This window comes from Blastococcus sp. SYSU D00820 (genome assembly GCF_054050695.1).
Map to the genome: position 1 here is coordinate 108,685 of NZ_JBJGZW010000014.1, position 22,424 is coordinate 131,108.

General features: G+C 76.5%; 24 protein-coding genes. 13 read left to right on the plus strand and 11 right to left on the minus strand.

The window, feature by feature from the left end:
• Nucleotides 1–100: 100 nt before the first annotated feature.
• Both ACI79R_RS15575 and ACI79R_RS15580 read right to left on the minus strand, forming a co-directional pair.
• Nucleotides 101–628, minus strand: coding sequence for a hypothetical protein (locus ACI79R_RS15575; RefSeq protein WP_456574552.1), 528 nt, complete (start codon nucleotides 626–628; stop codon nucleotides 101–103).
• A 37-nt stretch (nucleotides 629–665) separates the two neighbouring features.
• Nucleotides 666–2,135, minus strand: coding sequence for an aldehyde dehydrogenase family protein (locus ACI79R_RS15580; RefSeq protein WP_456574553.1), 1,470 nt, complete (start codon nucleotides 2,133–2,135; stop codon nucleotides 666–668).
• A gap of 97 nt (nucleotides 2,136–2,232) precedes the next feature.
• Between ACI79R_RS15580 and rpe the strand changes: the two genes are divergently transcribed.
• From rpe to ACI79R_RS15620, 8 genes are all read left to right on the plus strand, one after another.
• On the plus strand, nucleotides 2,233–2,907 hold the full coding sequence (gene rpe, locus ACI79R_RS15585; RefSeq protein ID WP_456574554.1) for a ribulose-phosphate 3-epimerase: 675 nt from the start codon (nucleotides 2,233–2,235) through the stop codon (nucleotides 2,905–2,907).
• Nucleotides 2,904–3,965 carry a bifunctional diaminohydroxyphosphoribosylaminopyrimidine deaminase/5-amino-6-(5-phosphoribosylamino)uracil reductase RibD gene (gene ribD / locus ACI79R_RS15590; protein WP_456574555.1) on the plus strand — a complete coding sequence of 354 codons (1,062 nt, stop codon included), beginning with the start codon at nucleotides 2,904–2,906 and terminating at the stop codon, nucleotides 3,963–3,965. The genes rpe and ribD overlap by 4 nt, the downstream gene beginning before the upstream one ends.
• Before the next feature lie 2 nt (nucleotides 3,966–3,967).
• Nucleotides 3,968–4,591 (plus strand): riboflavin synthase, encoded by a 624-nt coding sequence (locus tag ACI79R_RS15595; RefSeq protein ID WP_456574556.1) that lies wholly within the window; start codon nucleotides 3,968–3,970, stop codon nucleotides 4,589–4,591.
• Nucleotides 4,588–5,889 carry a bifunctional 3,4-dihydroxy-2-butanone-4-phosphate synthase/GTP cyclohydrolase II gene (locus ACI79R_RS15600; protein WP_456574557.1) on the plus strand — a complete coding sequence of 434 codons (1,302 nt, stop codon included), beginning with the start codon at nucleotides 4,588–4,590 and terminating at the stop codon, nucleotides 5,887–5,889. The genes ACI79R_RS15595 and ACI79R_RS15600 overlap by 4 nt, the downstream gene beginning before the upstream one ends.
• Nucleotides 5,886–6,410 carry a 6,7-dimethyl-8-ribityllumazine synthase gene (gene ribH, locus ACI79R_RS15605; protein ID WP_456574558.1) on the plus strand — a complete coding sequence of 175 codons (525 nt, stop codon included), beginning with the start codon at nucleotides 5,886–5,888 and terminating at the stop codon, nucleotides 6,408–6,410. The genes ACI79R_RS15600 and ribH overlap by 4 nt, the downstream gene beginning before the upstream one ends.
• Nucleotides 6,407–6,670: a phosphoribosyl-ATP diphosphatase gene (locus tag ACI79R_RS15610; RefSeq protein ID WP_456574559.1), complete on the plus strand. Its 264-nt coding sequence runs from the start codon at nucleotides 6,407–6,409 to the stop codon at nucleotides 6,668–6,670. Before ribH ends, ACI79R_RS15610 begins: the two co-directional genes overlap by 4 nt.
• Nucleotides 6,671–6,758: 88 nt before the next feature.
• The gene (gene hisG / locus ACI79R_RS15615; protein WP_456574560.1) at nucleotides 6,759–7,625 is read left to right on the plus strand and encodes an ATP phosphoribosyltransferase; all 867 of its coding nucleotides are present in this window, start codon (nucleotides 6,759–6,761) and stop codon (nucleotides 7,623–7,625) included.
• A gap of 112 nt (nucleotides 7,626–7,737) precedes the next feature.
• Nucleotides 7,738–8,274 carry an SSI family serine proteinase inhibitor gene (locus ACI79R_RS15620; RefSeq protein WP_456574561.1) on the plus strand — a complete coding sequence of 179 codons (537 nt, stop codon included), beginning with the start codon at nucleotides 7,738–7,740 and terminating at the stop codon, nucleotides 8,272–8,274.
• Between the two features lie 3 nt (nucleotides 8,275–8,277).
• Here ACI79R_RS15620 and ACI79R_RS15625 read toward each other — a convergent pair whose 3' ends face one another.
• Both ACI79R_RS15625 and ACI79R_RS15630 read right to left on the minus strand, forming a co-directional pair.
• Nucleotides 8,278–8,577, minus strand: a complete 300-nt coding sequence (locus ACI79R_RS15625) for a DUF4287 domain-containing protein (protein WP_456574562.1) — start codon at nucleotides 8,575–8,577, stop codon at nucleotides 8,278–8,280.
• A 117-nt stretch (nucleotides 8,578–8,694) separates the two neighbouring features.
• The gene (locus ACI79R_RS15630) at nucleotides 8,695–9,693 is read right to left on the minus strand and encodes a DUF2877 domain-containing protein (RefSeq protein ID WP_456574563.1); all 999 of its coding nucleotides are present in this window, start codon (nucleotides 9,691–9,693) and stop codon (nucleotides 8,695–8,697) included.
• Nucleotides 9,694–10,100: 407 nt separating this feature from the next.
• Between ACI79R_RS15630 and ACI79R_RS15635 the strand changes: the two genes are divergently transcribed.
• Both ACI79R_RS15635 and ACI79R_RS15640 read left to right on the plus strand, forming a co-directional pair.
• Nucleotides 10,101–11,954 carry a PucR family transcriptional regulator gene (locus ACI79R_RS15635; RefSeq protein WP_456574564.1) on the plus strand — a complete coding sequence of 618 codons (1,854 nt, stop codon included), beginning with the start codon at nucleotides 10,101–10,103 and terminating at the stop codon, nucleotides 11,952–11,954.
• A 19-nt stretch (nucleotides 11,955–11,973) separates the two neighbouring features.
• Nucleotides 11,974–12,720, plus strand: coding sequence for a DUF5995 family protein (locus ACI79R_RS15640; RefSeq protein WP_456574565.1), 747 nt, complete (start codon nucleotides 11,974–11,976; stop codon nucleotides 12,718–12,720).
• Between the two features lie 27 nt (nucleotides 12,721–12,747).
• On the opposite strand, the gene ACI79R_RS15645 is transcribed toward ACI79R_RS15640, so the two are convergent.
• Nucleotides 12,748–14,292, minus strand: coding sequence for a UDP-N-acetylglucosamine 1-carboxyvinyltransferase (locus ACI79R_RS15645; RefSeq protein ID WP_456574566.1), 1,545 nt, complete (start codon nucleotides 14,290–14,292; stop codon nucleotides 12,748–12,750).
• 85 nt (nucleotides 14,293–14,377) lie between these two features.
• On the opposite strand from ACI79R_RS15645, the gene ACI79R_RS15650 reads away from it, so the two are divergent.
• Entirely contained in the window at nucleotides 14,378–15,121 is a 744-nt protein-coding gene (locus ACI79R_RS15650) for an SDR family oxidoreductase (protein WP_456574567.1), read from the plus strand.
• Nucleotides 15,122–15,230: 109 nt separating this feature from the next.
• Nucleotides 15,231–16,160 (plus strand): DMT family transporter, encoded by a 930-nt coding sequence (locus ACI79R_RS15655; RefSeq protein WP_456574568.1) that lies wholly within the window; start codon nucleotides 15,231–15,233, stop codon nucleotides 16,158–16,160.
• A gap of 15 nt (nucleotides 16,161–16,175) precedes the next feature.
• Here ACI79R_RS15655 and ACI79R_RS15660 read toward each other — a convergent pair whose 3' ends face one another.
• From ACI79R_RS15660 to ACI79R_RS15670, 3 genes are read right to left on the minus strand one after another with little or no spacing between them, the layout of a single operon-like run.
• Nucleotides 16,176–17,039, minus strand: coding sequence for a universal stress protein (locus tag ACI79R_RS15660; protein ID WP_456574569.1), 864 nt, complete (start codon nucleotides 17,037–17,039; stop codon nucleotides 16,176–16,178).
• A 59-nt stretch (nucleotides 17,040–17,098) separates the two neighbouring features.
• On the minus strand, nucleotides 17,099–17,938 hold the full coding sequence (locus ACI79R_RS15665; protein WP_456574570.1) for a DUF998 domain-containing protein: 840 nt from the start codon (nucleotides 17,936–17,938) through the stop codon (nucleotides 17,099–17,101).
• The gene (locus tag ACI79R_RS15670) at nucleotides 17,926–18,387 is read right to left on the minus strand and encodes a hypothetical protein (RefSeq protein ID WP_456574571.1); all 462 of its coding nucleotides are present in this window, start codon (nucleotides 18,385–18,387) and stop codon (nucleotides 17,926–17,928) included. The genes ACI79R_RS15665 and ACI79R_RS15670 overlap by 13 nt, the downstream gene beginning before the upstream one ends.
• Nucleotides 18,388–18,425: 38 nt before the next feature.
• Between ACI79R_RS15670 and ACI79R_RS15675 the strand changes: the two genes are divergently transcribed.
• Complete coding sequence (locus ACI79R_RS15675; protein WP_456574572.1) at nucleotides 18,426–19,685, plus strand: MFS transporter; 1,260 nt, start codon at nucleotides 18,426–18,428, stop codon at nucleotides 19,683–19,685.
• On the opposite strand, the gene ACI79R_RS15680 is transcribed toward ACI79R_RS15675, so the two are convergent.
• The 3 genes from ACI79R_RS15680 to ACI79R_RS15690 form a co-directional block, all read right to left on the minus strand.
• Nucleotides 19,682–19,882 carry a hypothetical protein gene (locus ACI79R_RS15680; RefSeq protein WP_456574573.1) on the minus strand — a complete coding sequence of 67 codons (201 nt, stop codon included), beginning with the start codon at nucleotides 19,880–19,882 and terminating at the stop codon, nucleotides 19,682–19,684. The genes ACI79R_RS15675 and ACI79R_RS15680 overlap by 4 nt on opposite strands.
• Before the next feature lie 78 nt (nucleotides 19,883–19,960).
• Nucleotides 19,961–20,341 carry a hypothetical protein gene (locus tag ACI79R_RS15685; protein ID WP_456574574.1) on the minus strand — a complete coding sequence of 127 codons (381 nt, stop codon included), beginning with the start codon at nucleotides 20,339–20,341 and terminating at the stop codon, nucleotides 19,961–19,963.
• 109 nt (nucleotides 20,342–20,450) lie between these two features.
• Nucleotides 20,451–22,232, minus strand: a complete 1,782-nt coding sequence (locus ACI79R_RS15690) for a bifunctional metallophosphatase/5'-nucleotidase (protein WP_456574575.1) — start codon at nucleotides 22,230–22,232, stop codon at nucleotides 20,451–20,453.
• Nucleotides 22,233–22,424: the final 192 nt, after the last annotated feature.

The window sequence follows — 22,424 nt, forward strand, 5'->3', positions numbered from 1 at the left end:
CCCGGCCGGGGAGGCGCGACACACCTCTCCTCCCGCGTCCTCGTGCTCTGCCCCCGGTGGTGGGCAGAGCACGAGCGACCGGGGAGGAGGTGGTCCCCGCTCAGCGCCAATCGCCGGGCGGGTCGCTCAGCCACCGGCGGGCCTGGCGGACCTCCCGGACCCGGAGGACGGCGGCGCCGGCGATGCACAGCCCCAGGAGCACGACGCCGGTCACCCCGGTCGCGGGCAGCGGCCACGCCGCGTCGCCGAGCAGCCGCGTCAGGTTGGCCGCCAGCAGGGCGGCGACCACGACGGGCAGCCAGGCGTTGCGCTCCTGCCGGGCCAGCGCGTCGGCGTCGGACCGCCGGCCCGGACCCGGGTCGGTGTGCGTCACCAGCGCGTGCCGGGCGTACTGCCGGCGCAACCCCACCGCCCGGCCCCACGGCGTGCCGACGGCGACGGCGGTCGCCGCGACCGTCAGCGCCAGGCAGGCCGCGACCGTCCAGCGCAACCAGGCGTACCCGCCGGGCACGGTGAGCAGGGCGCCGGTCAGCCCCACCGCCGCACCGGTGCCCCGCTCCAGCCGCAGCCGCGCCGTCGTCCGCTGCACCGCCGCCCGGTCGGCCACGGGGACGGCGGTCGCGGTCATCCTCCGAGGGTAGGAAACGCCGCGCCGACCTGCGATGTCAGAACGGGAACCGGCGCTTGGTGTGCTGCACGCTCACCCAGTGGTCGGTGGTGAACTCGTCGATCGCCCAGTCGCCGCCGAAGCGCCCCAGCCCCGACTCCTTCTCGCCGCCGAACGCGGTGTTGTTCTCGTCGTTGAGCGGCGAGTCGTTCACGTGGGTCATGCCCGCCTCGACGCGGAGGGCGAACCGGACGCCGCGCTCGGTGTCCTCGGTGAACACCGCGCTGGACAGGCCGTACTCGGTGTCGTTGGCGATGGCCAGGGCGTCGTCCTCGTCCCGCGCCCGGACGATGGTCACCACCGGGCCGAACACCTCCTGCCGGGCGGTGGCCACGTCGTTGTCGCCGAGCAGCACGTGGGCGGGCAGCACCGAGCCGATCGGGCCGGTGGGGTCGCCGCCGAGCAGCTGCTGCGCGCCGTCCTCCCGGGCCTGGGCGACCTTCTCCTGGATGCCCTCCAGCTGCGTGCCGTTGATGATCGGGCCGATGACCGTCGAGGGGTCGCGCGGATCGCCGGCCTGCAGGGCGCGCACCCGCTCGACGTAGCGGTCGACGAACTCGTCGTGCACCGCGGCGTCCACCACGATCCGGTTGGTGATCATGCAGACCTGGCCCTGGTGGAAGAACTTGCCGAACACCGCGGCGTCGACGGCGTAGCCGACGTCGGCGTCGTCGAGCACGACCAGCGGCCCGTTGCCGCCGAGCTCCAGGGAGAGCTTCTTCAGCCCGGCCTTCTCGGCGATGCCCTTGCCCACCGGCGTGGACCCGGTGAAGGACACCACGCGCGGGGTCGGGTGCGAGACGATCGCGTCGCCGATCTCGCTGCCCGAGCCGATGACCACGCTGAGCAGCCCCGGCGGCAGCCCGGCCTCCTCGTAGACCTTGGCCAGCAGCAGCCCGCCGGTGACCGGGGTGTCGCCGGCCGGCTTGAGGACGACGGCGTTGCCGACGGCCAGCGCCGGGGCCACCGATCGGTTGGACAGGTGCATGGGCACGTTCCACGGGCTGATGACGGCGACCACCCCGACCGGCCGCCGGTAGACCCGGCTCTCCTTGCCCTCGATGTCGGCCGGGAGGATCCGCCCCTCCACCCGGTACGGATAGGACGCCGCCTCGTGGAAGTCCCGCTGGGTGATCGCGAACTCGAACTCCGCAGCCGGCGCCGCGGCGCCGCTCTCCCGGATGTGCCAGTCGACGATCTCCTCCTTGCGGTCGGCCATGATCTGCGCCGCCCGCCGCATCACCTCGGCGCGCTCGCCGGGGAGCCGGGCGGCCCACTCGCGCTGCGCCTCCCGCGCCGTGGCGTACGCCTCGTCCAGGTCCTCGGCGTTCGCCAGCCGGATCTCGGTGAGGGTCTCGCCGGTGTAGGGATCGGTGTCGGTGGCCGTCTTCTCCGACCGGCCCGGCCGCCAGGTGCCGGCGATGGGCATGCGGTCGAGGCCGTCGTAGCGCGCGGGGGTTGAGGTCATGGGTCGGGCCCTACCCGGTCGCCCGCAACGGACACCCGTCCGGCCCTCCGGGACGACCGGCGGGGCGGGTCCGGCGGCCCGCCTAGACTCCCCGGACGTGTCCCGCACCCCGATGATCGCCCCGAGCCTGCTGTCGGCGGACTTCGCCCGCCTGGCCGAGGAGACCCAGCGGGTGGCGGACGCCGACTGGCTGCACGTCGACGTGATGGACGCCCACTTCGTGCCCAACCTGACCCTGGGCCGGCCGGTGGTCGAGGCGATCCAGGCGGTCAGCCCCGTGCCACTGGACTGCCACCTCATGATCGAGGCGCCCGAGCGCTGGGCGCCGGGCTACGCCGAGCTCGGCGCGCGCAACGTCACGGTGCACGCCGAGGCCTGCACCGGCGACCCCCGCGCCGTCGCCCGCGACCTGCGCGCCGCCGGCGCGCTGGCCGGCCTGGCGATCAAGCCCGGCACCCCGCTGGAGGACTACGTCGAGGTCCTCCGCGACTTCGACACCCTGCTGGTCATGACCGTGGAGCCCGGCTTCGGCGGGCAGGCGTTCATGGCCGAGGTGCTGCCCAAGGTGCGCCGGGCCCGCGAGCTGGTCGACACCGGCCACCTCCAGCTGCTGGTCGAGGTCGACGGCGGCATCAACGCCGACACCATCGAGCAGGCCGCCGAGGCCGGGGCCGACGTCTTCGTCGCGGGCTCGGCCGTCTACGGCGCCGACGACCCCGCCCGCGCCATCGCCGGCCTGCGCGCCCAGGCCACCGCGGCGCTGACCGGGTGACCGTCTCCGCCGCCGAGCGCGCGGCCATGGCCCGGGCCCGCGAGCTCGGCTGGTCCGCCCTCGGCCGGACGAGCCCCAACCCGGCCGTCGGCGCGGTCGTCCTCGCCGCCGACGGGACGCCGGCCGGCGAGGGGGCGACCGCACCCCCCGGCGGGCCGCACGCGGAGGTCGCCGCGCTGGCCGCCGCGGGCGAGCGGGCCCGCGGGGGCACCGCCGTGGTCACCCTCGAGCCGTGCGCGCACACCGGCCGCACCGGCCCCTGCGCCGACGCCCTGCTCGCCGCCGGCGTGGCCCGCGTGGTGGTCGCCGTCCCCGAGCCGACGCAGCCGGCCGGCGGCGGAGCCGACCGGCTGCGCGCCGCCGGGGTCGACGTCGTCCTCGGCGTCGAGCAGGAGGAGGCCGAGGACGGCGCGCTCGGGGCCTGGCTGACCGGCGTCCGCGAGCACCGCCCCCAGGTCGTCTGGAAGGTCGCCGGCACCCTCGACGGCCGGGTCGCCGCCGCCGACGGCACCAGCCGCTGGATCACCGGTCCCGACGCCCGGGCCGCGGTGCACCGGCTGCGCGCCACCTGCGACGCCGTCCTCGTCGGCATCGGGACGGCGCTGGCCGACGACCCCCAGCTCACCGTGCGGCTGCCCGACGGCACCGACGCGCCGCGCCAGCCGCTGCGCGTGGTCGCCGACCGCCGCGGCCGGCTCCCGGCCACCGCCCGCGTGCGCGACGGCGCCGCGCCGACCCTCGTGAGCAGCGCCCCCGGCGCCCGCGAGCTGCTGGCCGAGCTGTTCGACCGCGACGTGCGGCGGGTACTGCTCGAGGGCGGACCGACGCTGGCCGCGGCCTTCCTGCGCGCCGGCCTCGTCGACGAGGTGGTGCTGCACCTGGCGCCCAAGCTGCTGGGCGCCGGCGCCCCCCTGGTCGGCGACCTGGGAATCCCCACGATCGGCGCGGCGCTGTCCCTCTCGGTCCTCGACGTCACCCGTCGGGGCGGGGACGTGGAGATCCGGCTGCGGCCCGCCCGGCACACTGGGGGACAGTCGGACCAGGTCGGGAGGAGCTGAGGGTGTTCACCGGGATCGTCGAGGAGATGGGCACCCTGCTCGTGCGCGAGGAGCAGCAGGACGCCGCGCGCCTGCAGATCCGGGCCCGCACGGTGCTCGACGGCGTGGCGCTCGGTGACTCGATCGCGGTCAACGGTGTCTGCCTGACCGTGACCGGCGTGCAGCCGCCGGGCGCCGAGGACGGCGTGTGGAGCACCGACGTCATGGCCGAGACCCTGCGCCGCAGCAGCCTCGGCGTGCTGGCCGAGGGCGACCCGGTCAACCTCGAGCGCGCGGTCACCCCGCAGACCCGCCTGGGCGGTCACCTGGTGCAGGGGCACGTCGACGGCGTCGGCTCCGTCGTGGCCCGCACGCCCAGCGAGCACTGGGAGGTCGTGCGCATCGGCCTGCCGCCGGCGCTGGCCCCCTACCTGGTCGAGAAGGGCTCCATCGCCGTCGACGGCGTCTCGCTGACCGTCAGCGCGGTCAGCGCCGTCGACGACCCGGAGCCCTGGTTCGAGGTCAGCCTCATCCCCACCACCCTGCGCGAGACCACGCTCGGCGCCGCCGCCCCCGGCCGCCCGGTGAACCTCGAGGTGGACGTGGTGGCCAAGTACGTGGAACGACTGTTGGGAGCACGCCGGTGACCACCACCAGCACCACCCGCCTGGACACCATCGAGAGCGCGGTGGCCGCGATCAAGGCCGGCCGGCCGGTGGTCGTCGTGGACGACGAGGACCGGGAGAACGAGGGCGACCTCATCTTCGCCTCCGAGCTGGCCACGCCCGAGCTCGTGGCGTTCATGGTCCGCTACACCTCGGGCTACATCTGCGTGGCGCTCACCGAGGACGACGCCGACCGGCTGGACCTCCCGCCGATGTTCCGGGTCAACCAGGACCGCCGCGGCACCGCCTACACGGTCACCGTCGACGCCCGCGAGGGCATCACCACCGGCATCTCCGCCGCCGACCGCGCCCGCACGATCCGGCTGCTCGCCGGTGCCGAGACCAGCTCCGCCGACCTCGCCCGGCCCGGGCACATCGTGCCGCTGCGGGCCAAGGACGGCGGCGTGCTGCGCCGGCCGGGGCACACCGAGGCCGCCGTCGACCTCGCGGTGCTGGCCGGGCTCCGCCCGTCGGGCGCGCTGTGCGAGCTGGTCAGCGAGGAGGACCCGACCGGCATGGCGCGGTCCGGCGAGCTGCGCGCCTTCGCCGACGCCCACGACCTGGTCATGGTGTCGATCGCCGACCTCATCGCCTACCGCAAGCGCTTCGACAAGCTCGTCGAGCGGGTCGCCGAGGCCACCGTGCCGCTGCCCCCGGGCACCTTCACCGCCGTCGGCTACCGCAGCTCCTACGACGAGCGCGAGCACGTCGCCTTCGTCTACGGCGACATCGGCGACGGCGACGACGTCCTGGTGCGCGTGCACTCCGAGTGCCTCACCGGCGACGTCTTCGGCTCGCTGCGCTGCGACTGCGGCCCGCAGCTGCAGGCCGCGCTGACCGCGGTGGCGCAGGAGGGGCGCGGCGTCGTCCTGTACATCCGCGGCCACGAGGGCCGGGGGATCGGCCTGCTGCACAAGCTGCAGGCCTACCAGCTGCAGGACACCGGGGTCGACACCGTCGACGCCAACCTCGACCTGGGCCTGCCCGCCGACGCCCGCGACTACGGCACCGGCGCGCAGATCCTGGTCGACCTGGGCGTGCACACGATGCGCCTGCTGACCAACAACCCGGCCAAGCGGGCGGGGCTGGAGGGCTACGGCCTCAAGATCAGCGGCCGGGTGCCGCTGCCCAGCCACGTGACCGCCGAGAACCTGGCCTACCTCCGCACCAAGCGCGACCGGATGGGGCACCTCCTGGACATCATCGAGCCCGAGACCGAGTCCGGCCCGGACGACATCCCCGCGGGCATCCCGCTCGGCGTCGACGAGCAGCCCTCGTGAGCGGCCAGGGGGCACCCGAGGCGCGGCCGGTCGACGCCGCCGGCCTGACCCTGGGCATCGTCGCGACCACCTGGCACGCGGAGATCACCGACTCGCTGCTGGCCCGTGCGGTCGCGGCCGCCCGGGCCAGCGGCATCGCCGAGCCGACCGTCGTCCGGGTGCCGGGCGCGGTCGAGCTGCCCGTCGTCGCCCAGGCGCTGACCGAGCGGCACGACGCCGTCGTCGCGCTCGGCGTGGTCGTCCGGGGCGGCACGCCGCACTTCGAGTACGTCTGCGACGCGGTCACCGCGGGCCTGACCCGGGTGGCGCTGGACGCCGCGACGCCGGTCGGCAACGGCGTGCTGACCTGCGACACCGAGCAGCAGGCCCGTGACCGGGCCGGCCTGCCCGGCTCCGCCGAGGACAAGGGCTGGGAGGCCGTCGTCGCCGCGCTGGCGACCGCGCTGACGCTGCGCTCGCTGCGGGCACCGCAGCGGCCGACCGGCTTCACCGCGACGCCCGTGTCGGGAGGCCAGGCGTGAAGACCTTCGACGAGCTGTTCGCCGAGCTGTCGGCCAAGGTCGAGGCCGGGGACCCCGCCTCGGGCACGGTCAGCGCGGTGCGCGACGGCGTGCACGCCGCCGGCAAGAAGGTGGTCGAGGAGGCCGCCGAGTCGTGGATGGCCGCCGAGCACGAGGGCGAGGAGCGGACGGCGGAGGAGATCAGCCAGCTGCTCTACCGGGTGCAGGTGCTGATGCTGGCCCGCGGGCTGACGCTGGCCGACGTCTACGCTCACCTCTGAAAGAGGACCTCGTCCCTCCCCACGACGCGCTCCGCGCGTCGCGGGGCCCTGGGACGAGGCCGTCGCCTCACGTCACTAGGAGTTTCCCGTGCTGCGCGTCGCCGTGCCCAACAAGGGCGTCCTGAGCGAGCCGGCCGCCGAGATGCTCGCCGAGAGCGGCTACCGGCAGCGGCGCAGCACCAAGGACCTCGCCGTCTACGATCCCGACAGCGACATCGAGTTCTTCTACCTCCGGCCGCGGGACATCGCGGTGTACGTCGCCGCCGGCACCATCGACGTCGGCATCACCGGCCGCGACATGCTGCTGGAGACCGCCCCCGCCGACGGCGAGGGGCCCACGGCGGTCGAGGTCATGTCGCTGGGCTTCGGCCGCTCCTCGTTCCGGTTCGCCAGCCCCCTCGAGTCGGGCATCGAGTCGCTCGAGCAGCTGGCCGGCAAGCGGATCGCGACCGCCTATCCGGTGCTGCTGCAGCGCTACCTCGACGACAACGGCATCAAGGCCGGGGTGGTCAAGCTCGACGGCGCGGTCGAGACCGCCTGCCGGCTGGGTGTCGCCGACGCCGTGTGCGACGTCGTCGAGACCGGGACCACGCTGCGGGCCGCGGGGCTGCACATCATCGGCGAGCCGGTGCTCACCAGCGAGGCGATCCTGGTCCGGCGCGAGGGCGCCGAGGAGATCCCCGCGGTGGCCCAGCTCCGCCGCCGGCTGCGCGGGGTCCTGGTGGCGCGGCAGTACGTGATGCTCGACTACGACTGCCCCAACGAGCTGCTGGCCCAGGCCACCGCGATCACCCCCGGGCTGGAGGGGCCGACGGTCAGCCCGCTGCGCACCGAGGGCTGGTCGGCGGTGCGGGCGATGGTCGCGCAGCGCGACACCAACCGGGTGATGGACGACCTCTGGGAGCTCGGCGCCCGCGCGATCCTGGTGACGAGCATCCACGCCTGCCGGATCTAGAAGGACCCCCGTGCCCCCCGCCCCTCGCAGGCTCGCGGCGGGGCCCTGCACGGGGGCCGCCGTGCCCCCCGCCCCTCGCAGGCTCGCGGCGGGGCCCTGCACGGGGGCCGCCGTGCCCCCCGCCCCTCGCAGGCTCGCGGCGGGGCCCTGCACGGGGGCCGCGCTGCCCCCCGCCCCTCGCGGGCTCGCGGCGGGGCCCTGCACGGGGGCCGCGCTGCTCCTCGTCGGGCTGGCGCTGGTCCTGACCGCGTGCGCGGGGCAGGGCGGCAGCCCGACCGGCCCGGCGTCGCCCGGCACGTCGTCGGCGGCCCGTGACGAGCTGGCCGTCGAGATCGATCGTGGCGACGGCAGCCCCGTCGAGCGCTACACCCTCACCTGCGGCCCCGAGCCGGGCGGGGACCACCCGGCTGCGGCGGCCGCCTGCGCCCGGCTGGCCGGCCTCGAGGACCCCTTCGCGCCGATCCCGGGCGACGTCGCCTGCACCGAGGTCTACGGCGGCCCGCAGACCGCCCGCGTCACCGGCACCTGGCAGGGGCGCCCGGTCGACCTGCGGCTCTCCCGCACCGACGGCTGCCGCATCGACCAGTGGAACCGCCTGGGCCCACTGCTGCCCGGCCCGGTCGGGGTCGGCGACGAGCTGCCCGACTGAGGATCAGGCCGGTGGCGCCGGCCGGGTCGCCCGGCCGTCGAGCCACAGGGTGTCCGACTCGTCCCGGTGGGTCCCGGTGCCGCCGACGTGCTTGCTCGTGATGACCGGGCCGTTCTTCAGCACGTGCACCAGCGCCATGGCGTGCCCTCGGCCGAGGCCGTGCTCGGCGGCCAGCCAGGCGACCACCTCGCCGGCCTTCGTGCCGGGGGCGTCGAAGCCGCGCGCCCGCGCCTGGTCGAGCACCTGGCGCGGGGTGAGGCCGGTGCGCTCCTCGACGGCGTCGAGATAGGCCTGGAAGGACATCGGGGGTCTCCTGCGGGATGGGGGTCGTCGGGAGGGAGACCGCCGCCGGGCGGGGATCTCATCGGCGGACACGACGACGGCCCCCTCCCCGCGGGGAGAGGGCCGTCGTCGCGTCGGTCAGCGGCCGCGCAGCGTGCGGTCGACCAGGTCGATCGCGGTGCACAGGCCCAGGGCCATCGCCCGGCCGCTGGTCGACCCGGTGGCCATCAGCCCGGCGATCGCCGGGCCCAGCGGCCGCTCGCCCACCAGCCCGTGCAGCACGGCGGCGTACTCGCCGCTGACCCGCCCGGCCATGGCGTGCCGCAGCAGCGCCCGGGAGAGCTCGGTCGTGCGGCCGGCGGCCAGCGAGTACACGCCGGCGGCGAACCGGTCGGCGGCCGGGTGCCCGAGCAGCACCAGCCCGGCCATCGTGCCGGCCATGACGTCGTCGCCGGCCGGGGTGAGCCCGGGGCCGAGCCCGATCAGCCGCGCCGCGGTGCGCAGCGCGGCGTCCAGGTCGGCCCGGCGGACCGCACCGCGCAGCGCGGCCAGCGGACCTCCGGGGCCGGCCGGCAGGCCGGGCAGGTTGAACGCGCTGTGCGGGCCGTCGCCGTAGAGGGCGGTGCGCAGCTGGCGCACGCCCTCGGGCAGCAGCGCCGGGCGCAGGCTCGGCAGCTTGGGGCGCGGGTCCCACCAGGCGGCCGCGCTGACCGCCAGGTCGCCCACGACGATGCGGCCCCCGCCGACCTCGGCGGGAGCGCCGCTGGGCAGCGCCACGAGCGCCCGGCCGTTGCTCGGCCGGAACAGCACGCAGCCCAGCGGCAGGCGGGCGGCGTCGCTGGTGAGGACGCCGACCACCTCGGTGCCCCGGTCGGTGGGCACCTGCAGGTAGACGGCGGCCGGCAGGCTCATGAGCACCCGCGCCTGGCGCACCGGCCCGCGCAGCAGGTCGGCGACCCCCGTGCTGGCCGACGCCGGGACGGCGGTCGCGGCGCGTGCCGGGGGAGCGGTGCGGGCGGTTGCCTGCGCGGACTCGCGCGGCAGGGGGATCGTCGGCAGGCCCGCGCGCGCAGCGCGGCCCGGCAGGGTGTCGGTGTTCCGGGCGCCGCCCGGAGTGGTCTCGTCGATGGTCCGCATGGCTGGCCCTTCCCCGTGGGAGCAGCGGGAGCGCCCTCGGATCGGTGTCCCCGCCCGGGCGTTCCGCCGGCCGGGAGGGGACGAGCACCGCGATTCCGGTGAACGCCTACCATCCAGCCAGCGGGACGGATCCGGAACTCGAACTTATTCGGCGCGTCGCGGGCCCTTATATGGCGGATGTCGCCAAGAATGGAGCACGCCGTCCGGGGACTCCTGACAGGATGGGCACGAATGGTGGACGATCCCGCAACTGGAGGAGGCTGAGTGCTCACGAAGAGTGAGGGCTCACCGCAGAACGGCACGTTCCGTGACGTTCCGGTTCTCTATCGTGGAGCGGGATGCCGGGACCTCGCACGAGTGTCCCGCAGCAGCGCGCTCCTCGCGCGCGCGGAGAGGCAGAGACACCGGTGACCGAACTGTCCCGCCAGGGAGCCAGCTGGCAGGAGCGCATGGGGCTCAGCCTCGAGGAGGCGCTCGAGCTGCCGGGTCTCGCCGGTGCCGAGCTGGTCGCCGGGGCCGAGGGTCGCCACCGCGTCGTGCGGCACATGGTGGTCGACGACCCCGCCGACCCGCTGGCCGCGGCCGGCCCCGACGTCCTCGTCGTCCTCGGCGCGCGGCTCCCTCCGGCCGACGCCGCCAACTGCCGCGCGCTGGTCGAGCGGCTGGAGTCGATGGGCACCGCCGGCCTGGCCTTCCGGCGCACCGAGGGCCCGCTGCCGGTGCCCGCGGAGGTGCTCGCCGAGGCCGACCGGCGCGCGTTCCCCGTGCTGGCGCTGCCGGCCACCGCCCGGATGGACGAGGTCGTCTCCGAGGTCCTCGGCGCCGTCGTGGCCAAGCAGAGCGACGCGCTCGCGCTGTCGCTGCGGATGCACGACCAGTTCATCGACGTGGCGCTCAGCGGCGGCGGGCTGGCCGAGGTCACCGCCCAGCTGGCCGACTACCTGGAGGGCGCCGCGGTGCTCGGCCTGGGCCCCGACCGGGAGATCGTCACCAGCGCCGGCCCCGAGGACGACGTCGCCGAGATCAGCGACTGGCTGTGGCTGCTCGACGCCGCCGCCGACGACCTGCTCGCCGAGATGGCACCGGCCCGCCGCGTCTCCGGCCAGCGGGCCGCCCAGGCCGAGGTCACGCCGGCCGACGTCCTCGCCGACGCCGACCTCTCCCCGGCCGACGGCATCCTGCTGGTGCCCGGCCACCACGAGCTGCCCGGTGGGGTGGGGGAGTACGCGGTCGCGCCGATCATGGCCGGCGAGCAGCGGCACGGCTGGCTGGTCGCCGTCCACCGCACCGGCCCGCTGCTGTGGGGCGCCGGTGGCGTGCTGGAGCGCGCCGCCGTCGTCTCGGCGCTGTCGGTGATCCGCCAGCAGGCGGTGCACTCGGTCGAGCTGCGCTTCCAGGGCGACCTGGTCCGCCGGCTGGTCGCGGGCTCGCTGCGGCACACCGAGCGGGCGCTGGCCCAGACCCGGTCGTTCGGCTGGCGGCTGGACGGCCCGGTGGTGGTGCTCGTGACCGCCACCGAGACCTCCGCCGACCCGGCCGCCGACCCCACGCGGGCGCTCGACGTGCTCGACCGGCTGGCCGACGGCTGGCGGTCGGCGCTCGAGGGCGAGGTCTCCGGCGCCGCGGTCGCGGGCCTGTCCACCGAGATCGTCACCGTGCTGCCGCTGGACGGCCGCACGCCCGAGGAGATCAGCGCACTGGTGTCCGCGGTGACCTCCCGGGTCAACGCCCGGGTGCGCCGGGTCGGCCGGGTGCTCGGCACCGGCATCGGCCGCCCCGCCGGCTCGCTGTCCGCGCTCGGCGACGCGCACCAGCAGGCCCAGCGGGCCCTGGCGGTCGGCCAGGAGATCCACGGCACCTCGGCGGTCACGCACTTCGACCAGCTCGGCGTCTTCCGGCTGCTGTCGCTGATCCCGGACAGCACCGAGCTGCGCTCCTACGTCGACGAGGTGCTCGGCACGCTGGCCGACGCCGGTGACCCCGACTCGGCCGACCTGCGGGAGACGCTGCGGGTGCTGCTGGAGACCAACCTCAACGTCGCGGAGTCCGCCCGCCGGCTGCACTTCCACTACAACACGATGCGCTACCGGATCGGCAAGCTCGAGCGGCTGCTCGGCCCGTTCACCACCGACCCGACGCTGCGGCTGAACCTCCTGCTGGCGCTGCACGCCGCGCGGATGCGGGGCCTGGACCAGCCGCACCGCCCGCCGGTCGACGCCGGGTCGGGCCTGCCCGACGATGGCCTCGACGTCCTGATCTGAGGCCCGTCGGTCCGCTCCCGTGCCCCCACCGGTCGACGCCCTCGTGGCGCGGATGTCCGCGCTGCTCGGCGAGCTCGAGGCAGCCGGTGACCCGGCGCGGTTCTTCCTCGGCACCTACCTGAGGACGACGGTCGCCGTCGGGGCCGCCCTGGACGGCGGGCTGTTCGAGGACCCGGACTGGGTCACCGGCTGGGACGTCGACTTCGCCGGGCTCTACCTCGACGCCCTGGAGGCGTTCCGGCGCGATCCGGCGAGCACGCCCCGCCCGTGGCGGCTGGCCTTCGAGACGCGCCCGGACACCCGGCCCGAGGGGCACGTGCTGCTCGGCATGAACGCGCACATCAACCTCGACCTGCCGCAGTCGCTGGTGCGGGTGATCGGCCCGGACGAGTTCGCCGACCCCGCGCTGCGGGAGCTGCGCCGCCGCGACCACGAGCGCATCGACCGGGTGCTGGCGTCGCGGGTGGCCGAGGAGGACCTCGCCCTGCAGGCGGCGGGCAGCTCGCGCACGCCGCTGGACCGGCTGATGGCCGGCGCGAACCAGGCCGCCGCCCGGGCCTTCCTGCGGGAGTCGCGGCGCCGGGTGTGGGCCAACGCCGGCGAGCTGCACGCGGCCCGGCTCGCCGGGCCGGAGGCCTACGCGCGCCGGGTGGCCGACCTGGAGGCGGCCAGCGCCGCGCGGGTGCGCGACCTCCGGCGCCGCGGCCCGGTGCTGCTGCGCCTCGCCCTCTTCGGCTTCGGGGTCACGCTGCCGTCCGCCGCCTGAGCCGAGGCCCCTGCCCGGGGAGGGGCCTCAGTCGTGGAAGACCTCGATCGAGGCGCCCATCTCCACCAGCCGCTCGTACAGGTGCTCGTAGCCGCGGGCGATGATGTCGACGTTGCGCAGCACCGAGGTGCCGCGCGCGGCCAGCATGGCCAGCAGGATGCACACCGCCGGCCGCAGCGCCGGCGGGCAGACCACCTCGGCGGCGCGCCAGCGGGTCGGGCCGGTGACCAGCACCCGGTGGGGGTCCATCAGCCGGACGTCGGCGCCCAGCCGCGTGAGATCGGACAGGTGGATGGCCCGGTTGTCGTAGACCCAGTCGTGGATCATCGTCGACCCCTCGGCCGCGGCCGCGATCACGGCGAAGAACGGCAGGTTGTCGATGTTGAGGCCCGGGAACGGCATCGGGTGGATCTTGTCCAGCGGCGCCCGCAGCTCCGACGGCGAGATGGTGATGTCGGCCAGCCGGGTGTGCCCGTTGTCGGCGCGGTACTCCGGCGACAGCGAGTAGCGCAGCCCCATCTCGGCGAGCACCGCGAGCTCGATCTCCAGGAACTCCACCGGCGCCCGGCACACGGTCAGCTCCGAGCCGGTCACGATGCCGGCGGTCAGCAGGCTCATCGCCTCGACCGGGTCCTCGCTGATCGTGTAGTCGACGTCGGCGTCGAGAGCCGGCCGGCCGCGCACGACCAGCGTGGTGGAGCCCAGCCCCTCGATGTCCACGCCGAGCAGCTGCAGGTACAGGCAGAGGTCCTGGACCATGTAGTTGGAGCTGGCGTTGCGGATCGTGGTGGTGCCGTCGACGCGGGCCGCGGCCAGCAGCGCGTTCTCGGTCACGGTGTCGCCGCGCTCGGTGAGCACGATGGTGCGGTCGCCGGTGGCCGGCGTCCGCACCGTCGCGTGGTACTCGCCGGCGTGCGCCTCGACCTCGAGGCCGAACGGGCGCAGCGCGATCATGTGCGGCTGGACGGTGCGGGTGCCGAGGTCGCAGCCGCCGGCGTAGGGGAGCCGGAAGCTCCCGGCGCGGTGCAGCAGCGGCCCGAGGAACATGATGATGCTGCGGGTGCGGCGGGCGGCGTCGGCGTCGATGCCGGCGAGGTCCAGCTCGTCGGGGACGACGAGGGTCAGGTCGTGGCCGTCGGCGGTCCAGACCGCGGAGACGCCGATCGACCGCAGCACGTCGAGGATCCGTTCGACCTCCACGATCCGGGCGACGTTGCGCAGGGTCGTCCGCCCCCGGTTGAGCAGCGCGGCGCACAGCAGCGCGACCGCGGCGTTCTTGGAGGACTTCACCGTCACGCTGCCTCGCAGCGGGCTGCCGCCGGTGACCCGCAGGTGCGTCGGCCCGGAGGGCCCGACGCTGATCAGCTCGCTGTCCAGGGCCGCCGAGAGCCGGCCCAGGAGCTCGAGGGTGAGGTTCTGGCCGCCCTGCTCGATCCGGGCGACGGCGCTCTGGCTGGTGCCCAGCCGCTCGGCCAGCTGGGTCTGGGTGAGGCCGCGGTGCTGCCGGGCGTCCCTGACCAGGGTGCCGATCCGGCGCATGGCGTGGTCGATGGGGAGATCGGTCACCGTCACGGGGACCGACGGTATCTCTCCTGTGAGATGACGCCGTCGTGGCGCGCCGGTGTACCGGACGGACCGGTCCGGCCAGACTGGGGGCGTGGACGTCCTCGTCACCGGAGCAACCCGCCGTCTCGGACCGCCGCTGCTCGCCGCCCTGCAGCCGGGCGCCACCCGGCTGCGGCACATGTCGCGCCGCGGCACCGGCCCGGGCGGCGTGCGCGGAGACCTCGCCACCGGCTTCGACCTGCGCACCGCGCTGTCCGGCGCCGAGGTGGTGGTGCACGCGGCCAGCGACCCGGGCAACGCCTGGGAGGTCGACGTCGCCGGCACCCGCCGGCTGGTCCAGGCGGTCGACCGCGACCGGCTGCGCCACCTCGTGTACGTGTCGATCGTCGGCGTCGACCGGGTGCCCTACGGCTACTACCGGGCCAAGTACTCCGCCGAGCAGGTGCTGCGGGCCTCCGGGCTGCCCCTGACCATCGTCCGGCTCACCCAGTTCCACGGGTGGGTGGACGAGATGCTGGCGGCGGCGCGCCGGGGGCCCGTGCTGCCGGTGCCGATGAGCTGGCGCACCCAGCCGGTGGACACCGCCGACGCCGCGGCGTTCGTCGCCCGGGTCGCCGCCGGCGCGCCCACGGGGGACGTCGTGGAGTTCGGCGGGCCGGAGGAGCTGAGCGTCGCCGACCTCGCGCGCGCGTGGGCCGCGGCCCGCGAGCCCGGTGCCCGTGTCGTGTCCACCCCGGTTCCGGGCCGGATGAGCGCCGCCGTCCGCGACGGTGGCGTGCTGCCGCGCGGCGGCGAGCGCGGGCGGCGCACCTACGCCGAGCACCTGGCCGGCTGAGCCGTCAGCAGCGGCGGGACCGCAGCACTCCTGCCGACCTGCGCAACGCCGGTGCCATGTCCGGTTCCCGCCGGTGCGCCGGCGGAGCGGCGACCTACTGTCGGTAGCCGTGCCGACCCCTCCCACCGCCTCCCGCGCCGCCCTGCCGGTGCTGGCCGCCGTCACCGTGACCGTCCTGGCCTGGGCCTCGGCGTTCGTCGGCATCCGCGCGGTCGGCGCCGACCTGTCGCCCGGCGCGCTGGCGCTGGGCCGGTTGCTGGTCGGGACGGCGGTGCTCGGGCTGCTGGCCGCCGGCCGCGGGTGGGTGGCCCCGACACGGCGGGAGTGGGGCCTGCTCGCCGTCTGCGGCGTGGGCTGGTTCGGCGTCTACAACGTCGCGCTCAACGCCGCCGAGCAGCACCTGGACGCGGGCACCACGGCGATGCTGGTCAACATCGGCCCGCTACTGATCGCCGTCCTCGCCGGGGTGGTGCTCGGTGAGGGCTTCCCGCGCTGGCTGGTGGCCGGGCTGGGCGTCGCCTTCGCCGGCGTCCTGCTCATCGGGCTGGCCACCCGCGACGGCGGGGCCGACCTCGCCGGCGTCGTGCTGTGCGTGGTCGCCGCGGTCACCTACGCGTTCGGCGTCGTGGCGCAGAAGCCGGTGCTGCGCCGTCTGCCCGCCCTGCAGGTGACGTTCACCGCCTGTGCCATCGGCGCGGTGTGCTGCCTGCCGTGGGCCGGCGTGCTGGTGCGCGAGGTGGGGGAGGCGCCGGTCGGCTCCCTGCTCGGCACGGTCTACCTCGGGGTGGTGCCGACGGCGCTGGCGTTCAGCACCTGGGCCTACGCGCTGTCGCGGATGGACGCCGGCCGGCTGGGCGTGACGACCTACCTGGTGCCGCCGCTGGTGGTGCTCATGGGATGGCTGCTGCTCGACGAGGTGCCGCCCGCCCTCGCGGTCGCCGGTGGCGCGGTGTGCCTGGCGGGGGTGGCGCTGTCCCGCCGCCGGTCGCGGCCGCGGCGGGCGGTGGCGCCGGTGCCCGCCGAGGCCGGGGCGGCCTGAGCCGCCCCGGCGCGATCAGGAGCGGGCCGGCGGCACCACCAGCACCGGCCGGTGGGCGCACTGCAGCACCTCGTGGGCGACGCTGCCGAGCAGCAGCTCGCGGGCGGCCGAGAGCCCCCGGCTGCCGACGACGACGACCCCGGCGTCCCGCTCGGCGGCGAGGTCGGCGAGCGCGGCCGCGGTGGCCCGCTCGCTGCCGGGCCGGCCGTGCCGGGGCACGGTGATCAGCTCCGCGCCGTCGGGAGCGGCCGGGCCAGGGCCCTCGCCGGGCTCCTCGACGGCCACCAGGAGGCGCTCGCGGCCGGGGAACAGCCGCGCCGCGGCCTCGGCGGCGTGCGCCGCGCCCGGCGACCCGTCGGTGCCGACGACCACCGGGCCGCCGGCGGCCGCCGCCCACTCCGCGGTGGTCAGCGGGTGCGGCACCACGAGGGCCGGCACGGGCGTCACGTGCACGACGAGCTCGGAGACGCTGCCCATCCGGGCGCGCAGCCCGGACAGCCCCCGCGAGCCCAGGACGACGGCGTCGGCCCCGCGCTGCTCGGCCAGCCGGGCGAACTGGTAGCCCGGCCCGCCGTAGGCGCGGTGCACCAGCGGCTCGGCGGTCCAGCCGGCCGCGGTGGCCAGCGCGACGCCGTTGCGGGCCAGCCGCTCGGCCTCGGCGGAGCCCTCGTGCTCGAGCAGCTCGCCCAGCGCCTCCAGGCTCTCCGCGCGCCCGGCCAGCCGCGCGCGCAGCCCCGGCGAGGTGAACGGGGGCTCCCAGAGGTGGACGATCGCGGCATCGGCCCCGGGCAGCAGCGCGGCCGCCGCCTCGATGGCGTTGACCGCGCTCGGCGACCCGTCGTACCCGACCAGTACCCGCGGCGTTCCCGGAGCGCTCATGACCCGATCCTGGCGCACCGGCGTCCGACGTGGGCCCGGGGGTCGACGACCGGCGGCGGTCAGTCCTCGCGGCGCGGGCGGGGCGTGGCCCAGGGGTCGTCGGGGTCGAAGTCGTCGTCGCCGTCGTCGGTGCCCCGGGCCGCGTCGGCGGCCGGCTCGGGCCGGGCCGGCGCCTGCCGGGCCGCGGCCGCACGGGCGGCGGCGGCCTCGAGCGCCTGGTCGCGCTCCTGCGCGCGGCGGGCCCGCTCGGCGCGCTCCTCCGCCCGCCGGTCGGCGGCGTCGCCTCCGGCGCCGTCGGGACCCATGCGCCACAGCGCGGCGCCGGCCAGCGCGAGGGCGATCGGCAGCAGGTAGGCCGCGGCGCGCTCGGTGCCGCCCTCGCCGAGGAGGACGACGCCGGTGATGAAGAAGACCGTCATGCCGGTGCTGAGCAGCCCCAGCAGCGCCAGCACGGTGCCGAGCGCCTCCGACCGCGGCCGGACGCCGTAGGCCAGGCAGATCAGCCCGAGCGCGCCGGCCACGAGGTGCAGCGCGGCGCCGATGCGGTGCACGACGAGGACGCCGTCCATCGGGAACAGCCCGACGAGGACGACGCCGACGCCGGAGGCGACCAGGAGCGCGGTCGCCAGCCGGCCGCCGGTGCCGCGCAGCAGCGGCCGCAGCAGCACCGCGCCGGCGGCGATGAGCAGCCCCTGGACGACGAACGAGCCGTTCATCAGCAGCCGCAGCGGGGAGATCCCGGTGCCCAGCAGGCTGATGACGACGTCGGCGCGGGAGTAGGGCACGTCGTTGACCGACTGGAAGCGCAGCTCGGTCACGGTCTCGACGACGAAGAACTGCAGGGTCAGCAGCCAGGCGACGGCGCCCCAGCGCAGACGGGATCCACTCACGGCCGCCATGGTCCCAGGCCGGGCTGGGAGGCCGGTGCGACGCCCGCGTGCGCCAGGACGGCGGCGTACTGGAGGGGCGACAGCCACGAGGGGTTGCTGCCGGCCGGCATCCGCAGCACCTCGGCGTCGCGGACGGAGGGGTCGGCGAGCAGGTCGGCGCGGGGCACCGGGTCGGCCAGCAGGGTGAACCGGACCGGCAGCCGCGGCCCGTCCTCGCCGTCCTCGACCACCTCGCCGGTCACCACGCCGAGGGCGTGCACGCCGGGGTCGGTGCGGCCGCTGAGCCACAGCAGGCAGGGCTGGCCGGGGCGCACCAGCGTCAGCCGGTAGGAGCGGCGCACGCAGCGGACCAGGTCGCGGGCATCACCGGCGGCCGTCCAGTCGGGGTCGATGGCGGCCGGCGGACGGGTGGTCTTGAGCAGCCACGCGCCGACGTCCGCGGGGGAGAGGCGGATCACCGGCCCAGCCAAGCAGCCGGGCGACGGCGGAGAGCACGATGGGCCGCGTGCCCGCCGCCGATCCGCTGCCCGAGGGGCACCGGGCGGGGGAGCGGGGGCTGCGCCGGGCATCGCTGGCGGTCTTCCTCGCCGGGCTCGCCGTCTTCGCGATGCTCTACGAGCCGCAGGTGCTGCTGCCCGAGCTGACCCGCGCCTTCGGCGTCTCGCCGGCCGCGGCGACGCTGGCGGTGTCGGTGTCCACCGCCGGCCTGGCCCTGGGCCTGCTGGTCCTCGGGCCGGTGTCCGACCGGATCGGCCGCACCCGCATCCTCCGCTGGTCGCTGGTCGTCTCCGCGGCGCTGGCCGCGCTGCTGGCCGTCGTGCCGGGCTGGGGGCTGCTGCTGACCGTGCGCACCCTGCAGGGCTTCGCCCTGGCCGGCCTGCCCGCGGTCGCGGTCGCCTACCTCCGGGAGGAGCTGCACGGATCGGTCGCGGGCCGGGCCATCGGGCTCTACGTCGGTGGCACGGCGATCGGCGGGCTGACCGGCCGGGTGCTCGGCGGCTTCCTGGCCGACCTGGGCGGCTGGCGGGCGACGACGGCCGGCATCGCGGTGGTGGCGGCCGCGTGCACCGCGGCGGTGTGGGCGCTGCTGCCCGCGTCGCGCCGGTTCGTGCCGGTGCCGCGGGGCGGGTCGCTGGCGCGCCGGCTGGCCGGCGCGGTCACCGATCCGGTGCTGGTCGGCCTGTACGGGGTGGCCGCGCTGCTCATGGGCGGGTTCGTGGCCGTCTACAACGCCGGCACGTTCCGGCTGGAGGCCGCGCCGTACTCGCTGGCGCCGTCGGTCGCCGGCCTGGTGTTCCTCGCCTACCTGCTCGGGTCGGCGAGCTCCCCGGCCGCCGGAGCGCTGGCCACCCGGTGGAGCGTGCGGGTCGTGGTGCCGCTGGCGTCGGCGGTGATGGCCGCCGGGGTGCTGCTCACCCTCGCCGCGCCGCTGTGGGCCTTCGTGCTCGGGCTGTGCGTGCTCACCGTCGGTTTCTTCGCCGCGCACGGGGTGGCCAGCAGCTGGGTGGCCACCCGGGCCGCCCGCGGCGGGCGGGCCGTCGGGCAGGCCGCGTCGCTGTACTCGTTCTGGTACTACGTCGGCTCGTCGGTGGGCGGAACGGTGGCCGGCCGGGCCTGGACCGGCGGCGGCTGGCCGGCGGTGGTCGCCCTGGCCGGCGGGACGAGCGCCGCGGCGCTGGTGCTCACCCTCGTGCTGGGTCGCACCGCGGCGCTCGCCCCCGGTGGCCCCGCTGACGCGGAGCAGCGGGGTCCTTAATCGGTGGCCGCGTGCTCCTCGGCGCCGGCCGGGTCGGCGTCGTCGGAGCCGACGGCCTGCCGCTCCTGCTCGGTGCGGTGCTGGAGGGCGTCGTCGTTGGGCCGGTCGTAGCCGCCGGCGTGCTGGGAGCGGTCGCGGGGCGCCGACTCCTCGGTGTCCATGACGTCGTCGAGGCTGGGGCGGTCGGGGGTGGTCATGGTCGTCCTCTCCGTCGGGTGATCACCCCAGGCCATAGCCGCCCGCCGCCGCCGGTAACCACCGGCTCGGGACGGAGCTCAGCGCTGCTCCAGGGCCGCGGCCGGGAGCCACGCCTCCACGAGGACCGATCCGCCCGGCCCGGCGACGGTGAACGCCACCCGGCCGTGCCAGCCGTCGTCGGCCTGCCGCCACTCGACCAGCAGCCCCGGCCACACCCCCGGCCAGCCCGGCGGGTCGTGCACCCAGCAGTGCCGGCCCCGGCCGTCGGCGCGGCGCACCACGGGTGGGGGCGGTGGCAGGTCGCGGACGTCGGGCGGCGGGAACGGCGCGGCGGCGCCGGCCTGCTGCCCGGCCTGCGCGACGGCCTCCGCCGGGCCGGCCGACCGCACGACGCCGGACTCCGCCGCCCGCTCACCGAGCGAGCGCCCCGACCGCCCCCGGTGCATGCCGCCTGCCACCCGAGGAGTGTCGCACGCCGATCGAACAGGCGTTCGACGGCGCACCGTCCCCGGAACGGCGACGGGCGCCCTCCGCGGACCGCGGAGGACGCCCGTGCCGGGACGCCGGTCAGGCGGCCGGTGCGATCCGGCCCTCCCCGCCCTGGGGGTAGTCGGCGCCGCGCACGACGCCGCCGAGGTCCCCGGTCAGGTAGGAGATGAAGGCCTCCTGCTGCGTCGAGGTCGAGATGGTGAACGGCACGCCCGCGAAGGGGTACCCGTCACCACCGCGCATCAGGTAGTCGATGGTCGCCACCGACAGCGTCGCCACCTGCGCGACGAGGACGCCGTCGTCGACCAGCACGGTGCCGTCGTCCAGGACGAGGTCGACCACCCGCGAGCCGGTCGGCCGGGCGAGGTCGTAGGTGACCCGGTAGCCCGCCGCCTGCGCGAAGTGCCCCGCGCCGCCGGGCAGGGCCGAGAGCCCGCGCTCGACCCCGGCCACGAAGGTGGCCACCGGCATCTCCGGCGCCACGGCGACGAAGTTCGTGAAGGGCAGCACCCGGTAGGTGTCCAGGGCGCTGATCGTGCCCGGCTGGAGCACCGAGTCGTTGCGGATGCCGCCGCCGTTCTGCAGCGCGACGACCGGCGCCGGCAGCTCCGCGGCGGCGGCCACCTCGCGGCCCTCGGCCAGGAGCGCGTCGGTGACCAGGTCGCCGAGGTTGGTCTCGCGGCTGCGGACGTCGGTGCGCAGCCCGTTCAGCGGGACGTCGGACGTGGCCACCGGGGTCTGCGCCAGCTCGGCGGTGTAGGCCTGGACCGGGACGACGACCTGCTCGTGCACGGCCGGGTCGGGGGCGACGGCGTCGGGCCCCTGGGCCGCGACCGGGATGGCCCGGGAGGCGGCCTCGTCGAAGCCGATGAGCTCCCCGGCCGCGCCGAAGGTGACGACCAGCCGGCCGACGTAGCCGTAGAGCGCCGCGGTGGTCACGACCGGCACGACCTGGCCGTCGGCGTCGGTGGGCAGCTGCGGGTAGTCGCCGTAGCGGGGGGTGCCGTTGGGCACGACCGGGTCCTCGGCGTCGGCCAGCAGCTCGTGGCCGCCGCCGGCGACGATGACGTCGACCCCCGAGAGCTGCCGGGCGAGGGCGAGCTCGTTGTCGACGTCCTGCAGGTGGGAGACCAGCACGACCTTGTCCACGCCGGCCCGGGCGTACTCCGCGGCGGCGGCGTTGGCGATGCCGGCGAGGTCGGGGTCGACGGTCACGCCGCGGGAGCTGGTCAGCTGGGGGAGCTCCGGCGTGGTCAGCCCGATGATCCCGATCTGCTCGCCGCGGATGCGCTCGACGTGGGAGGTGACGATCGTGCCGTCCTGGACCCGGGCCAGCAGGGCGGGCTCGGCCTCGAAGCCGAGGTTGTGCGACACGACGGTGGTGTCGTCGAGGTCGCCGAGCCAGTCGGCGAGGAAGTCCGGCGTGAGGTCGAAGTCGTGGTTGCCGAGCGCCGACACGTCGAAGCCGGCCGCGTCGAGGGCGAGGGCGTCGTAGTTCGGCGCGCCTTCCTGCTGGCCGGCCGCCAGCTGGGCGCCGGGCAGGAAGTTGTCGCCCGCGGAGATGGTCAGCACGCCGCGCTTGCCGGCCTGCCCGGCGCCGGGCGCGCCGGTGACCGCCGCCGCCTGCTCGCGCTGCACGAGCTCGACGAACCGGTCGGCGCCGCCGTAGGTGCCGCCGTCGGTGCCGGTGATCGGCAGCAGGGCCGACTCGAGGTCGTTGGCGTGCAGGATCGTCAGGGTGAAGTCCGGGCGGGGGCCCGGAGGCGGGGCGGCGGACGCGGCGCCGGCGAGGGTGCCGGTGGCCAGGGTCGCCGCGGTGCCGAGGACGACGGCGCTGCGGCGGACGGTGCGGGAGGACATGACGCTCCGAGGGTCGGGGACCGGACGCCCGCGACGCTGCCACGGGGGTGTGACGCTCCGGCGACCGCCCGGTGAGCACCGGGTGACCGGGCCCCGACCGCCGGGGGGGGGGGGGGGGGGGGCGGGGGGGGGGGGGCGGGGGGGGGGGGGGGGGGGGGGGGGGGGGGGGGGGGGGGGCGCGGGGGCGGGGGG